Annotated in this window: 15 protein-coding genes, 7 tRNA genes and 1 riboswitch; of the genes, 9 read left to right on the top strand and 13 right to left on the bottom strand. The window is 32.7% G+C overall.

The annotated features are described in order from the left end of the window. The first annotated feature begins 1 nt into the window (after position 1). Genes K5I29_RS07980 through K5I29_RS07970 form a run of 3 tightly spaced genes read left to right on the top strand, consistent with a single transcriptional unit; the run spans position 2 to position 3,749 of the window. On the top strand, positions 2 to 1,705 hold the full coding sequence (locus K5I29_RS07980; RefSeq protein ID WP_264432261.1) for a lipid A phosphoethanolamine transferase: 1,704 nt from the start codon (positions 2 to 4) through the stop codon (positions 1,703 to 1,705). 7 nt (positions 1,706 to 1,712) lie between these two features. Further along, positions 1,713 to 2,678 carry a PCMD domain-containing protein gene (locus K5I29_RS07975; protein ID WP_264432259.1) on the top strand — a complete coding sequence of 322 codons (966 nt, stop codon included), beginning with the start codon at positions 1,713 to 1,715 and terminating at the stop codon, positions 2,676 to 2,678. 15 nt (positions 2,679 to 2,693) lie between these two features. Then, positions 2,694 to 3,749, top strand: a complete 1,056-nt coding sequence (locus tag K5I29_RS07970; protein ID WP_264432256.1) for a linear amide C-N hydrolase — start codon at positions 2,694 to 2,696, stop codon at positions 3,747 to 3,749. Between the two features lie 33 nt (positions 3,750 to 3,782). Here the strand turns inward: K5I29_RS07970 and K5I29_RS07965 are convergent, their stop codons facing one another. Genes K5I29_RS07965 through K5I29_RS07955 form a run of 3 tightly spaced genes read right to left on the bottom strand, consistent with a single transcriptional unit; the run spans position 3,783 to position 6,716 of the window. After that, positions 3,783 to 4,550 carry an ABC transporter ATP-binding protein gene (locus K5I29_RS07965; RefSeq protein ID WP_264432254.1) on the bottom strand — a complete coding sequence of 256 codons (768 nt, stop codon included), beginning with the start codon at positions 4,548 to 4,550 and terminating at the stop codon, positions 3,783 to 3,785. A gap of 2 nt (positions 4,551 to 4,552) precedes the next feature. Then, complete coding sequence (locus tag K5I29_RS07960; protein WP_394358555.1) at positions 4,553 to 5,584, bottom strand: iron chelate uptake ABC transporter family permease subunit; 1,032 nt, start codon at positions 5,582 to 5,584, stop codon at positions 4,553 to 4,555. A 1-nt stretch (position 5,585) separates the two neighbouring features. Continuing rightward, positions 5,586 to 6,716, bottom strand: a complete 1,131-nt coding sequence (locus tag K5I29_RS07955; protein ID WP_264432252.1) for an ABC transporter substrate-binding protein — start codon at positions 6,714 to 6,716, stop codon at positions 5,586 to 5,588. 72 nt (positions 6,717 to 6,788) lie between these two features. Next, positions 6,789 to 6,985, top strand: a riboswitch (cobalamin riboswitch). A 26-nt stretch (positions 6,986 to 7,011) separates the two neighbouring features. Here K5I29_RS07955 and K5I29_RS07950 point away from each other — a divergent pair. The 4 genes from K5I29_RS07950 to K5I29_RS07935 all read left to right on the top strand — a co-directional run bounded on the left by K5I29_RS07950 (position 7,012) and on the right by K5I29_RS07935 (position 10,706). After that, the gene (locus K5I29_RS07950; RefSeq protein WP_264432251.1) at positions 7,012 to 8,838 is read left to right on the top strand and encodes a TonB-dependent receptor; all 1,827 of its coding nucleotides are present in this window, start codon (positions 7,012 to 7,014) and stop codon (positions 8,836 to 8,838) included. Between the two features lie 15 nt (positions 8,839 to 8,853). Further along, positions 8,854 to 9,864, top strand: a complete 1,011-nt coding sequence (locus K5I29_RS07945) for a YncE family protein (RefSeq protein ID WP_264432249.1) — start codon at positions 8,854 to 8,856, stop codon at positions 9,862 to 9,864. An 89-nt stretch (positions 9,865 to 9,953) separates the two neighbouring features. Beyond that, a complete protein-coding gene (locus K5I29_RS07940) occupies positions 9,954 to 10,148 on the top strand; it encodes a hypothetical protein (protein ID WP_264432246.1) in 195 nt (64 codons plus the stop codon). A 36-nt stretch (positions 10,149 to 10,184) separates the two neighbouring features. Next, positions 10,185 to 10,706, top strand: coding sequence for a DUF4252 domain-containing protein (locus tag K5I29_RS07935; protein WP_264432245.1), 522 nt, complete (start codon positions 10,185 to 10,187; stop codon positions 10,704 to 10,706). Between the two features lie 28 nt (positions 10,707 to 10,734). Here the strand turns inward: K5I29_RS07935 and K5I29_RS07930 are convergent, their stop codons facing one another. The 8 genes from K5I29_RS07930 to K5I29_RS07895 form a co-directional block, all read right to left on the bottom strand. Next, a complete protein-coding gene (locus K5I29_RS07930; RefSeq protein WP_264432243.1) occupies positions 10,735 to 11,148 on the bottom strand; it encodes a DUF805 domain-containing protein in 414 nt (137 codons plus the stop codon). A 52-nt stretch (positions 11,149 to 11,200) separates the two neighbouring features. After that, a tRNA-Leu gene (locus K5I29_RS07925) sits at positions 11,201 to 11,282 on the bottom strand. A gap of 48 nt (positions 11,283 to 11,330) precedes the next feature. Next, a tRNA-Lys gene (locus K5I29_RS07920) sits at positions 11,331 to 11,403 on the bottom strand. A gap of 32 nt (positions 11,404 to 11,435) precedes the next feature. After that, positions 11,436 to 11,508, bottom strand: a tRNA-Lys gene (locus tag K5I29_RS07915). A 32-nt stretch (positions 11,509 to 11,540) separates the two neighbouring features. Next, a tRNA-Lys gene (locus K5I29_RS07910) sits at positions 11,541 to 11,613 on the bottom strand. Positions 11,614 to 11,644: 31 nt separating this feature from the next. Continuing rightward, a tRNA-Lys gene (locus K5I29_RS07905) sits at positions 11,645 to 11,717 on the bottom strand. Between the two features lie 31 nt (positions 11,718 to 11,748). Further along, a tRNA-Lys gene (locus K5I29_RS07900) sits at positions 11,749 to 11,821 on the bottom strand. Between the two features lie 31 nt (positions 11,822 to 11,852). Then, positions 11,853 to 11,925 (bottom strand) — tRNA-Lys (locus K5I29_RS07895). Between the two features lie 157 nt (positions 11,926 to 12,082). Here K5I29_RS07895 and K5I29_RS07890 point away from each other — a divergent pair. Beyond that, positions 12,083 to 12,601: a shikimate kinase gene (locus K5I29_RS07890; protein WP_264432240.1), complete on the top strand. Its 519-nt coding sequence runs from the start codon at positions 12,083 to 12,085 to the stop codon at positions 12,599 to 12,601. On the opposite strand, the gene K5I29_RS07885 is transcribed toward K5I29_RS07890, so the two are convergent. Continuing rightward, positions 12,593 to 13,087, bottom strand: coding sequence for a phosphoribosyltransferase family protein (locus tag K5I29_RS07885; RefSeq protein ID WP_264432238.1), 495 nt, complete (start codon positions 13,085 to 13,087; stop codon positions 12,593 to 12,595). The two genes, K5I29_RS07890 and K5I29_RS07885, sit on opposite strands and share 9 nt — an antisense overlap. 23 nt (positions 13,088 to 13,110) lie before the next feature. Beyond that, positions 13,111 to 13,512 (bottom strand): RNA-binding S4 domain-containing protein, encoded by a 402-nt coding sequence (locus K5I29_RS07880; protein ID WP_264432237.1) that lies wholly within the window; start codon positions 13,510 to 13,512, stop codon positions 13,111 to 13,113. A gap of 152 nt (positions 13,513 to 13,664) precedes the next feature. On the opposite strand from K5I29_RS07880, the gene K5I29_RS07875 reads away from it, so the two are divergent. Further along, a complete protein-coding gene (locus K5I29_RS07875) occupies positions 13,665 to 14,513 on the top strand; it encodes an FKBP-type peptidyl-prolyl cis-trans isomerase (protein ID WP_264432235.1) in 849 nt (282 codons plus the stop codon).

Below are 14,513 nucleotides of genomic sequence, written 5' to 3'. Positions count from 1 at the left end.
GATGAATCTTTTAAAAAACAGTTCAATTTTAAAAAATCCTAAATTTTATTTGTGGTATTATGTTTTAGTCAACATGGTACCTAATTTGTATTTTGTTTTTACCGAACCGGTAAATTTTTGGGGGCAATGTGTAATTTTTATATTTCCAATTGCCTTGTTCTTGTTTTTATTTACAGTATACAAAAATTCCGGCGTAATGCAAATTATTTGTATTCCACTGTTAGTTTTACACGCTTTTCAAATTGTTTTATTTTATTTGTTTGGCACCGATGTAATTGCTTCTGACATGTTTATAAACGTGGTAACAACAAATACATCTGAAGTAAATGAACTTTTAGGTAGTTTGTTGCCTTCTATTGTTTTGGTAATTGTGTTGTACTTGCCTGCTATTATTTTAGGTATCCGTCAATGGCGTTTAAAAATAAGATTAGAAAAAAGCTATCGTTATAAAATGCTTAAAACTTCTTTAGTGTTATTTCTTATTTCTTTTGGATTATCTTTTTTAGGAATGGATAAAAACACCGACGATTTTAGCTTTACCCACGATGTTTATCCTATAAATGCACTTTATAATTTAGATTATGCCGTTGTTAAATGGAATAAGGTTAAACATTATAAACAAACATCTAAAGATTTTACTTTTGGTAGTGAAAGAACTAAAACATCAGACAACCGTCAAATTTTTGTTTTAGTAGTTGGCGAAACCGGACGTGCAGATAATTGGGAACTTTATGGGTACGAGCGCGAAACAAATCCGAAATTAAAACTGCAAGAAAATATTTATTTGTTTAAAGATGCGTTAACGCAATCTAATACCACACATAAAAGCGTTTCAATAATATTATCTGATTCCGAAGCAGAAAATTACGATTTGATATACAATAAAAAAGGATTATTAACCGCTTTTAAAGAAGCTGGTTTTACAACCATTTGCTTATCAAGCCAAGCAGAAAATGCATCTTTTATTGAATTTTTTACCAAAGAAGCAGATATTTATAAAACCATTAGAAAAACAAATCCTAAAACCGGGCTGGTAAACAATCCGTTTGATGAAGAATTGTTACCAATTATGGATCAAATGATTCAAGAAACACCAGGTGATTTATTTATTTTGTTGCATACCTACGGATCGCACTTTAATTATATGGATCGCTATCCGAGTGAATTTAAAAAGTTTACGCCAGATGTTGTTACGGCAGTAAGTAAATCAAACAAACAGCAATTGGTAAATTCTTATGACAACAGCATTTTATATACCGATCATTTTTTAGCATCAACCATTGATGTATTAAAAAAATACGATGCAGAAACTGCTTTTTTATATACATCGGATCATGGTGAAGATTTATTTGACGATAGCCGAGGCAGATTTTTACATGCTTCGCCAACGCCAACTTATTACCAATTGCGTATTCCGATATTTATGTGGTTTTCGCCGCAGTTTATTTCTGGTTATCCAGACAAAATTATAGGAGCCGAAAATAATTTGTTAAAAGGTATTTCTACCAATGCGATTTATCATACCTTTATTGATGCAGCAAATATTAAAACACAGTATTACGATGCTGATTTATCGTTGTTGAATCCTAATTTTGTTGAGAAAGAGCGTATGTATTTAAACGATCATGACGAAGCGGTACCGTATAAAAAAATGAATTTAAAAAAGCAAGATTTTGAAATGCTTAAAAAAAATAACATTAAATAACCTACCCATGAAGTTTTTATATAAATCCATTGGTTTACTTTTTCTAACCTTGTTTGCAAATCAAGTACAAGCCCAAAAATTTGAATTATTGCCTTACGGTGATATGAATAATTGGATGGTTCGAGAAATTAAAGAATCGTACGTAATAGGTGGAAAAATGCAATATTTGTACGAAATTACACCGCAAAAGGATACGTTGAAAAATAACACACCGTATAAAAATACGAAATCGCCTTGGGCTACATCATCGGTTTTAGCAACCGTTAGTGGAATTACCAAAGGCAGCGTAACGGTTTTTCCTGAAAAACACGGAAATGGTTTTGCAGCTCGATTAGAAACACGTGTTGAACGTGTAAAAGTTTTAGGCGTAATAAATATTAATGTTTTAGCTAGCGGAACTATATTTTTAGGAGAAATGTTAGAACCTATTACAGATACCAAAAACCCGAGAAGTAAATTAAGTGCGGGTATTCCGTTTACTAAAAAACCACAAGCGCTGCAATTTGATTATAAAATTGTTACTGGTGGTGCATCAAAACGTATAAATGGAATGAGTGCAAAAGGAACAGAAACTAACGAAAAAGATAATGGTGAAGTACAAATAATTTTACAAAAAAGATGGGAAGATGCTGCAGGAAATATTTATGCGAAGCGCATCGGAACAGGATGGCAACTTTTTACTAAAACCGAAAATACATGGCAGAATAAACATCAAATTCCTGTTCAGTACGGTGATATTACTAAAAAAGCATTTTATAAGCCTTATATGGGGCTTTTACAAGGAGAAAATGCGTATTATGCAAAGAATAGTAAAGGTAAAGTTGTTCCTATTATCGAGCAAGGTTGGGGTAATGAAACTGATGAAGTAACGCATTTAATTTTGCAGTTTTCATCGAGTAACGGAGCGCCTTATACCGGAAATGTTGATAGTAAATTTTGGATTGATAATGTAGGATTTTTATATAACAATTAATAAATAACTAAAAAAATGAAAAAAGCATCACTATTTTTAACCTTATGTTTTATTGCAGCTATTGCAGTAAGTGCATATACGGCTTATGCATGTACACGCGTTGTATATAAAGGCCCAGAAAATAAAATGATTATTACAGCTCGATCTATGGATTGGAAAGATGATATTTATCCAAATATTTGGGTTTTTCCGCGTGGAGCAGAACGTAATGGAGAAGTTGGTAAAGCATCAGCAAAATGGAAATCAAAATACGGAAGCGTAGTAGTTTCTGCTTTTGATATTGCTACAACCGACGGGATTAATGAAAAAGGATTAGTTTCTAATATTTTATGGTTAGAAGAATCTATTTATCCTAAATTTAATGCAAACGGAAAACAAAAAGGAATGAGCTTGGCTATTTGGGCTCAGTACGTACTAGATAACTATGCAACGGTTGATGAAGCAGTAAAAGATTTACAAAAAAATCCGATTACTATTGTAACTGCTAATACACCAGGGCGTACTTCATTAGCAACTGTGCATTTAGCCATTTCTGACTCAAAAGGTGATAGCGCTATTTTTGAATATATTGATGAAAAATTGGTTATTTACCATAGCCCAGAATATAATGTATTAACCAATTCACCAACGTTTGATAAACAATTAGCGGTAAATAATTACATTAGCTTTATTCCAGGTAATATTTCATTACCAGGTTCAGGACGTTCTGAAGATCGTTTTGCAAGAGCATCTTACTATGCTAAAGCTGTAAAACAAAGTGATGATCCTAAAGTTGCGGTTGGTGCCGCGTTTAGTATTATTAGAAACTGTTCGGTTCCTTATGGGGTTCATATTGAAGGAAAACCAAATTTATCTTCAACAAAATGGAGAACGGTTGCTGATCAAACTAACTTAGTTTACTATTACGAAGATCCGTTATCATTAACACCATTATGGATTGATTTAAAAACGTTAGATTTTAGTCCAGAAACACCGGTTAAAAAATTAGATGTTTCTAAAAGTCAACAATATATTGGTTTATCTAATAGCTATTTAAATGTAAGTCAACCTTTCACATTTATGGGGGTTTAATTACAATAAAAAGACCAGTTTTACTGGTCTTTTTTATTTTATAATAAACTTTGCTTTTTCTTTATCAAAGTAGATATCATCGTGAATAAAAATTTGTTCTAAAATCGAACTTGCAATTAATTTCTGAGGTGTGTTTTGATAAAGCTTTTCTTCCGTTAAAACCAAAACTTCATTGCTCATCTGCAAAGCCAAATCAACATCGTGAGTAGAAACTAAGATGCATTTGTTGGTTTGTTTTGCAAGCTTTTGTAACAATTTGTAAACCGAAACTTTATGCACCAAATCTAAGTGCGTGGTAGGTTCGTCTAAAACAATTAAGGGCGTATCTTGAGCTAATGCACGAGCAATTAAAACTTTTTGCAATTGCCCATCGCTTAATTCGTAATGCTTTTTATGCTTTAAAACATTAATTTCGGTTAGATTAATTGCCCAATCAATTTTTTCTAAATCTTCAGAAGCTAAATTACCTAACCAATTGGTATAAGGTTGTCTGCCTAATGCAACAAGTTCGTAAACTGTTAAATTGCTTGGGGGCAATTTGTCGGTTAAAACTACGCTAATTTGTTGTGCTAATTCTAAAGTTGAATAGTTAGCAATTGAGCGATTATTTAATGAAACGTTTCCGCTTATTACTGGAATTATTCCGGTAATGCTTCTTAATAAAGTTGATTTTCCTACTCCGTTTACACCAATCAACGTAATTAATTGCCCGGCTTTTAATTGTATTAAAATATTTTCGGAAACTATTTTTTTGTCATAGCCCGTAGTTATATTTTCGGTTTGTAAAATAACATTTTCCATCCTTATACAATCTTATTATTTTTTCTCAGTACTAACCAAACTACAATGGGCGCACCAATCATAGATGTTATGGCATTTATAGGTAACATAAAATCAAAACCTGGCATTTGCGAAATGGTATCACAAAGCAATAAGATACTTGGACCTAAAACAATACAACCCAAATACAAAACAAAATGATTAGATGTTTTAAATACCAACTTTGTAATATGAGCAATGGCCAAACCAATAAAAGCAATGGGCCCAACAAAGGCGGTTACCGATCCGGTTAAAATACAAGTTGCTAAAATAATTATGGTACGTGTTTTTTTAAAATTGATGCCTAAACTACGCGCATAATTTTCTCCTAATAATAATGAATTAAGTGCTTTGATAGATTGTAATGCTAAAAGTAAGCCAATTATCAGGCAGATAACTAATATTTTAATACTCAACCAATCTAAATTACCTAAATTACCTAAAGACCAAAAGGTGAATTTTTTAATTTGTTCTGCCGAACTAAAATAGGTTAAAACGCTTACAAATGCTGCAGTAAAGCTACCAATCATTAAACCAACAACTAAAATAGCCATGGTTTGTTTTAATTGTTTGGCAACAGCTAAAACTAAAAGTAAAACCAATAAACTACCTAAGCTAGAAGCTATTACAATGCCGTACGGTTGCAATACAATTTCTTGTAAAAAAACAGGTAAAAAGGAAACGCCTAAAATTACGATTGAAACCCCCAAACTTGCCCCCGAACTAATACCTAAAACATAAGGTTCTGCTAACGGGTTTTTAAATAAGGTTTGCATTAATAATCCGCTAATGGATAAAGCAATACCAGCACAAATGCAAGCAATTGCTTTTGGTAATCGGTAATTTAAAACAATATATTCCCAAGTTGATTTGCTTACCTCGTTTCCGATTAATGCATTTACAATTTCTTTAAATGGAATGGTAACCGATCCTAAGCTGATGTTAAGCAATAAAAACAAAACAAAAGCAAAGGTAAAAAGGATAAAAAAGGCAATATGTTTTTTAGAAATTATCAAGCTATTTTAATTTTTCATAAAAGTAAAGTTCGTAATCAGGAAGTAATTCGGGATGTAGAATTTTTATTAAATCTTTTAATACCAAATCAGGTCTATTCGGGCCCAATTCGTAATAAATCACCCCGCCGGTTTCTCCTTTTTTATTTGCAATGGTATATATTTCTCCCGATTTAGCAGCATCAAATTGCAAGTTGTGTTGGCTATTTTTAGCTACATCTTGTAAGGTTTCAAAACCGCTTGGGTTTAGCCAAATTGGTGTATTTTTGGCATCTAATAAAGCTTGTTCTATAGAAATGGCAATACTGCCATCGCCTTGTGTTTCTTTCCAAATATAATCTGCGTTCGCATCTTCTAAAAAAATAGCTCCCCAGCTTGTTCCTTTGGGTGCATACCAAATGTTCTGGTATAATCCGCCCGAAAAAACTTGCGGTTTATTGTTAGCTGTTTGTGCTAATTTTTTTAAATCGTTGTATTGTAATGCAATAGAATCGAATTGTGATTTTGCTAATTCATTTTTATCAAATAATGCCCCAAAAAATTTAATCCATTCTGCTTTTCCAAGCGGAGTTTGTTCGGTCCAATCGGCATTGTAAATGGTTGGAATGCCAATTTTCTGAAACTGATCTAGCGTTTTATTACTGCTTTCCATGCCGTAACCAATAATTAAATCGGGAGCTAAATCAATAATTAACTCGGTGTTTAAACTTTCGTTTTCGCCTACATCGGTTATTTTTCCGGCCTTAATATTTTCGCGAACTTTAGGCGACGAAATGTAACTTAAATTCGGAAAACCAATTAAACTTTCAACTTCTTGTAACATATCATAAGACGGAATATGTGTGGTTGAAGTTGCAATTGTTTTTTGAACCGGAACTTGTATAAATGGCTGTTTTTTTAAGCTATCTGGTACTAAAGATTGGTTTTTTGCTAATACGTAGGTTATGGCATTATTGGCTTGTTGCCAAGGTTTAGTGATTTTTAGAAGCTGAAAATTTGGATAACTGTATAATTCAAAATTTTTAGCATATTCAATTTCGTTAGTTACCTGCGTAACTAAATTTTGTTGTTCGGTTTGTTTTTGGCAACTAAAAAATAAAAAAAGAACTCCGAAAAGTAGACCGATTTTTTTCATATTATTTACTTTATTTGTCTACAAAAATAGGAACTTGTTTTAGATAACATCTGTTTTATACATATCTTTTTTTATATTTGCTGCGCATTAGGTTACAAAATTGTAATAATAGGGAAACAGGTATTTTAAGCCTGTGCTGTACCCGCAACTGTATGTTTTGTTCTATTTAGAATGCTTTTTACATTGCTTTATACCACTGTTTAGAAAACAAACGGGAAGGTTCGTAAAAAGACACAAGCCAGGAGACCTGCCTAATATAACTTTTTAAAAATGCCTTCGGGATGTAAGGTAAGCTATGTATTTAAATAAATTAATGCTTGTTTTAAGTACATGTTTTGTAACGGGATTATATGCTCAGGAACATGTATTAGACGAAATTGTAATTACCGATTTAGTTTCTAAAAATTTTAATAAAACCCAATCTAAAATTGAGTTGAATGATTCTGTTGTGCGAAATCATGCTGAAAATTTAACCCAATTACTTCAGTTTAAAACGCCTATTTTTTTTAAAGAAAATGGTGCTGGTATGGTTTCATCTCCATCTTTTCGTGGTACAACCGCACAACAAACCGCTGTTTTATGGAACGGAATTCCGGTTAATAGCTTTTTGTTGGGGCAATCAGATTTTAATTCGATGCCTTTAAAAAGTTACGATCAAATTTCGGTTTTACCGGGCGGTGGTGGTGTTTTAAAAGGCAGTGGTGCCATTGGCGGAACAATTGAGCTAAACAACGATTTGTATTTTAAAAACAGAAATCAAGGAGAATTTAATTTAGGTTACGGAAGTTTTGATACGTACAATGCTGGTGGACGTTGGCAAGTAAACAACCAAAAATGGAGTTTTGACGTTTCGTTTAATCGATTAGATTCTAAAAACAATTACAAACAACATAAAAAGGATTGGAAAAATAAAAACGGTCAATTTTATTCTAATACCGTTGGGGCAACGCTAGGTTATAAAATTAACAACAAAAATATAGTAAGCTTTTACAGCTCAACTTTTTTAGACGAACGTCATTTTTCATTAGTTAGCCCAAATCAAATACCTACCAAATATCGCAATTATGCCTTTAGGAACTTGTTAAGTTGGCAGTATAAAACAAATGCATTTGTTAGCGAATTAAAGGCAGCGGTATTTTCTGAACGTTATCAATTTTACGACCAATTACCTTTAAATCAATACAGCGAAGGCAATGTAAATTCTCTTTTTGCCAAATGGGAGGGAAGCTATAAAATTAACAACCACAGTAAGCTTGCATCTGTTGTTTCTATAACTAATAGTAAAGGCAACGGACATGATTCTGGAATTGATGCTGCCGAACGTACCAATGTAGAAGCTTCTGTTTTATATGCCAATCAATTTGCCGAAAAATGGCATGCTGAGGTAGGAGCCAAGATTGATTATTCTTCCGATTATGAAACGCCATTTCTATATTCTGCTGGTTTGTTGTTTACGCCAACTGAAAACTACGAACTTAAAGTACGAACTTCTAAAAATTACCGAATTCCAACATTTAACGATTTGTATTGGCAACCGGGCGGTAATTTAGATTTAAAGCCGGAAGAAAGTTATCAGGTTGAGGTAAATCAATCCTATAAAACAAAAAACAGTGCAATAGCAGCTAATATATATTACAATTCGGTATCCAATTTAATTCAATGGTTGCCTACTTCGGGCGGATATTGGGGAGCGCAAAACACAAACAAAGTTACCATTTGGGGAGCCGAAGTTTTTGGCGATTATCAGTTTCAAATCCATCAACATCAATTTAAATTGTCTGCTTTATATGCATATACGCATGCTAAAAATGATGAAACCAATAAGTTTCAAATTTATGTACCCAAACATAAAGCAACTTTTGGCATCAATTACCAACTAAATAAATTTAGTTTTGATGTTAGCGGATTGTTTAACGGCGAAGTTTATACGCGTACCAATAATAATACCCAATATAATATTGATAGCTATTTTATTGCCAATGCTGCGGTAGATTATCAAATTACACCAAAATACAGTCTTGCAATTAAAGCAAATAATTTTACCAACCAAGCGTACCAAACCATGGTTGAGCGTTGGTTACCCGGAATTAATTATAATGTACAACTAACAATAAAAATTTAATTAATAAACTAAATAATGAAAAAGATTTTTGGATTAGCTCTTGTTGCGAGCTTACTATTTTCGTGTTCTTCTGATGATAACAAATCAGGAAATGCAGACGGTGCTGTAAATTATTCAGAAGGAATAATAGTGTTAAATGAAGGTAACTTTCTTTCTACAAATGCATCTGTTAGCTGGATTGATAAAGGAATAACTGCGATTAAAAACAATATATATTTTGATGCCAATCAGTTAGAATTAGGCGATGTTGCTCAAAGTTTAGCTTTTTCTGATGATTTGGTTTTTATTGTTGTAAACAATTCAAACGTAGTTGAAGTTGTAAATAAAAAAGATTTTAAAAAAGTAACTACAATTACCGAGCAATTAAATAATCCGCGTTATGCTTTGGTTGAAAACGGATTGTTGTATGTAACCAATTCAAATAAAACCATAACGGTTTATAATACCAATAGCTTTACTTTGGTTAAAACAATTACTCTTGATTTTGCAGGAGAATTGCTTGTAGAAAGTAATAATAAAATTTACGTTGGTTCTAATCCTTATTCTGCTGGAAAATTGGCTATTATTAATGCAGCAACACAAGCGGTTGAAAATACAATTGCTTTTGATGCATCTGTTAAAGGATTATCAGAAGAAAACGGTCAGGTTTATGTTTTAACTTCTGGAGCAATCACAACGATTGAAACAATTACAAATAATGCAGTTTCTAAAACCAATACGTTTGCACTGGCTGGAGCTAATTATTTAGTTGAAGATCGTGATAATTTATATTTTACTTCTAATTTAGGTGTTTACGAAATTAGTTTAGCACAATTGGCTCAGAATGCCTCAGCAAAAGAACTTTTTAAAGTTGCCGATGGTGGTTGGTCTGCTTTATACGGATTTAATGTGATAGACGGAAAAGTATTTACATCAGATGCTAATGCGTTTACAGAAGAAAGTACAATAACAATATACAACACGTCAGGTTCAGTTTTAGCCACGTTTAAAGGTGGATTAGGAACTAACGGATTTTACCAAGATTAAACAAAAAATCTCCCTGTAAAGGGAGATTTTTTGTTTAATCTTACCATTACTTTATTTTTCTGCGTATATTTAGCTTAATACCACGTACTATGAAAACAAAACAACCCAACATGCTCAAATGGTTTTCTATTGCCTCAGTATTATTTTTAGGCATTAGTTTTGCTATATATTACAATCATGCCAAAAAAAGTTTAGAAAATAAAAAAATAGAACGTATGTTTGAAGTAACTAAAACTACTTTAGATACCATTTCTTGGCATTTAAATCATAATCGAAACGTATAAGCTTAACTTACGTTTAAACTGATTAATAAAGCAATTATGAGAAAACTAACTTTACTGCTATTTTTACTATTTACAAGTTTGTACGCGCAAGCGCAAGCAGTTTTTGAACCGTTTGAAAAACACGACAAAGTAAAAGCTGTGGTTGTAAATAAAAAAATGTTCGACTTAATGTCTAAAATTAAAGTTGATCCGAATGATACCAACGCACAGAATTATTTAACTTTAATTAAAAATTTAGATTATTTACGCGTGTTAACTACTGTTGATGCGCCAACGGCTAAATTATTAGTTGTTACAACAAACGATTATTTAAGTAAAAATCCGTTGCAAGAAATTACAAATGCCTTAAACAACGGAAAACTGGTAAAAGTTTATGTAAAAAACACTAAAAATAGCGATTTGATAGCTGAATTGCTTATGTTGATTGAAGATCAGCAAAGCGCTAATAACATTACAGTAATGACCTTGTCAGGTAATTTTTCACTAAAATCTTTATCTGCATTAACAGATAAGATGGATTTGCCCGGTAGCGAAGCAATTAATAATTTATCGAAATAAAAAAGCAGTACTTTAAGTACTGCTTTTTTTATGATATTTTATTTATGGTTTCAAACTCAATAATAACTTCTGGACGTTTCGGATCGTTACCATAACCATTTCTGCCAACATCCCCTTCGTAACAATACATAAAAAGTAGTACAATACTACCAAAGGGAATAAAATTTAATAAATACCACCAACCGCTTCTGTTTGTATCATGTAATCTGCGTATGCAAACAGCAATGCTGGGTATAATAATTAAAACACTATATATAAGGTATATTAAAAAAAATACCGTGTTATCGGTTGCTCCAACAAGTGCTAGCGATAAAAACAGAAACACAAAATTGAAAATAATATTAAAAAGTAAAAAGTACCAAAACTCAGCTCTACGAGCTCTACCTTCAAAAGTTGCGTATTTATCCGTTACACACAGCTTAAAATAATCAAATCCTGTCATTTTTTTATTTTATAAACGAATTAAAATGTAAAAAAGTATAAAGAATAAAAAGTGACCACGATCAGATTCGAACTGACACGCCTTGCAGCACCACCCCCTCAAGATGGCGAGTCTACCAATTTCTCCACGTGGCCAAATTAAAAAAAAAAGTCAAACTAGTTAATAGCTTGACTCGAAGTTTGTGACCTGGCTGGGGCTCGAACCCAGGACCCCATCATTAAAAGTGATGTGCTCTACCAACTGAGCTACCAAGTCGTTACTTAAAAAAGTAAAATTCAATAAAAAAGTGACCTGGCTGGGGCTCGAACCCAGGACCCCATCATTAAAAGTGATGTGCTCTACCAACTGAGCTACCAAGTCGTTACTTAAAAAAGTAAAATTCAATAAAAAAGTGACCTGGCTGGGGCTCGAACCCAGGACCCCATCATTAAAAGTGATGTGCTCTACCAACTGAGCTACCAAGTCGTTACTTAAAAAAGTAAAATTCAATAAAAAGTGACCTGGCTGGGGCTCGAACCCAGGACCCCATCATTAAAAGTGATGTGCTCTACCAACTGAGCTACCAAGTCGCTACTTAAAAAAGTAAAATTCAATAAAAAGTGACCTGGCTGGGGCTCGAACCCAGGACCCCATCATTAAAAGTGATGTGCTCTACCAACTGAGCTACCAAGTCATTACTTAAAAAAGTAAAATTCAATAAAAAGTGACCTGGCTGGGGCTCGAACCCAGGACCCCATCATTAAAAGTGATGTGCTCTACCAACTGAGCTACCAAGTCATTTTGTTATATTTGTTAGCAAAAATAGCAGTATATTAACTGCCTTATTGCGGGTGCAAAGATAGGACGTTTTTTTAACAATGCAAGAGAAAAAACATTTAAATTTGCTTTTTTTTACCCCTGATTTATTAAGTTATTTATTATAAGTAGTTTATACATGAACAAAATTATTTTAGTAGGATATATGGGCTCTGGCAAATCTACCGTTGGTAAAGCGCTGGCCAATTCCTTAAATATTCCGTTTTACGATTTGGATTCTATTATTGAGCAAAACCTTGGATTAAGCATTTCAGAAATTTTTAATCAAAAAGGCGAAGTTTTTTTTAGAAAATACGAACATCAAGCCCTGCATCAATTTTTAGAAAATCATTCTCAATTTGTTTTAAGTTTGGGCGGTGGCACACCTTGTTATGCAAACAACCATGAAGTTCTTAAAAATACAGATATTGCTTCTTTTTACTTAAAAACATCGATTAACGAGATTGTAAATAGGTTATTACAATCAAACAATCAAAGACCGCTAATTGTAGGTAAAAGCAAAGAAGAATTAACCGAATATGTAGCCAAACATTTGTTTGACCGTAGTTATTTTTACCATCAATCAAAAAATACAGTGTTGACTGATGGTAAAACAACTGATGCGGTTGTTGCGGAGCTTGTTTCTAAACTAACTTAGTAAGGCTTGTGCGCTATTTTCTGTAAAAACAACTTGTATGTGCTCGTGTAAAGAAGTTGATAGCGAAATGCCTTTAAAATCTGCCTTAATCGGGAAGTTTTTATGATTTCTGTCTACCAAAACAGCTGTTTTTAATTTTTTTATCGGTACATCAAGAAAATGTTTTACACCGTACATTAAGGTTGCACCAGAATTTAAAACATCATCAACTAAAACAACCGCTTTGTTTTGGTATGCTTCGGGTTGTATTGATGTGTTTATTTTTTGGTATGGTTCACTTTTATTAATTGCTACCTCGCAACGTATTACTTTTAAATCAGAAATTTTTTCTAATTCATCGGCAATACGTTGCGAAAAAATATAACCGCTTTTAGAAATTCCTGCAATAACAATTTCTTGCTCGTTTACAAAGGTTTCGTAAATCTGATAAGCAATTCGTTTGGTTTTAAATTTAATTTCTTGATCAGTTAAAATAATATTTTCCATTCGGTTTTGTTGTTTGTTTTTGTTTAGGCTTGTTTTTCAGTAGTTTCATCGTCTGTATCAATATCTTCAACATAATCTTCAATATCTCGACGATCTTTCTTAGTTGGCCTTCCTTGTCCTTTTGCTCGGTAATGTTGTTTGGCAAGCTTTAAAAGTTCTAAATGGTCAAAAGCTTCTTGCGGGGTAGTATCTTTAATGTACATATCAACCAATTTGGCACCCACGCGATTTGGAGGCAAATCTAAAACAACCATTTCATAATTTATTTGGTCCTTACGTAAAACAATTTTGTCTGAAGGAAAAACATCTCGAGAAGCTTTAGCAGTTTGCGAATTCACGCTTACATGCCCTTTTTTAATAGCTTCGGCTGCTAAACTTCGGGTTTTAAAATAACGTACGCACCATAAAAATTTATCAATTCTCATTTTTTAAAAATCTATGATTAAATATAGTACAAAAATAAATGAAAATTGTATCTTGCAAGGGTTAATAATTATAAATAGTGATGAAGAAATTTTTATCCGTTCTAGGAGTTGTTTCGACTCTTTTTTTTGTGAATTGTAAAAAGGATGACAATGTGTCTTACACACCACCTCGACCATACGACGAAGTTTATGCTGAAAACATTGTTCAGATTGAAGAATATTTAAACAACCATTCCATTAATGTTACTAAAAATAATAATGGCGATGTAATTAACGTAGTTTTTGATTCTATTAAAGATGCATCAACCGTGTCAATTATGGATCAAACCGAATTTCCTATTAAAGTTTTAAATTTTAAAAGTAAAGATGTTACTTATAAAATTTATTATTTACAATTAGATGATAAACCTGATAATATTGAAGCGTTTGAAAACGAAGAATACGGAAACCGACCATCTGGTGCTGATGCAGTAATTGCTACGTACAAAGGTTTTACTTTAGACGGAAAAGTTTTTGATTCTAACGAATTAGGTGCTCGTTTTGATTTAACTAACGTAGTTGCAGGTTGGCAATTAATTATGCCAAAATTCAGATCAGGTACAAGTAGTTTTGCATCAGACGGAACACTGCAATTTTCTAACTACGGATCTGGTGTTATGTTTGTTCCATCTGGTTTAGGGTATTACAACAGCGCATCGGCTGGTATTCCGGCTTACGCACCGTTAATTTTTACTTTCAACTTAAATCAAGTTTTCTATTTAGATCAAGATAATGATGGAATTCCTTCTCGTTACGAATTTGGTTATAATGAAGATGGAACTATTATTGATACCGACGGAGATGGTATTCCAAATTACATGGATGCTGACGATGATAACGACGGATATTTAACAATTGAAGAAATTAAGATTAATGGGGTTGTTCCTCCGTTTAACGATATTTTAAATTGCGAAGGTACAACGGGCGGCTTGAAAAAGCATTTAAACCCAGCTTGCCATTAA

This window comes from Flavobacterium agricola, from assembly GCF_025919725.1.
Lineage (GTDB): Bacteria > Bacteroidota > Bacteroidia > Flavobacteriales > Flavobacteriaceae > Flavobacterium > Flavobacterium agricola.
The sequence above is the reverse complement of the archived record's forward strand: the minus strand, read 5'-3'. Positions and strand labels throughout refer to the sequence as shown.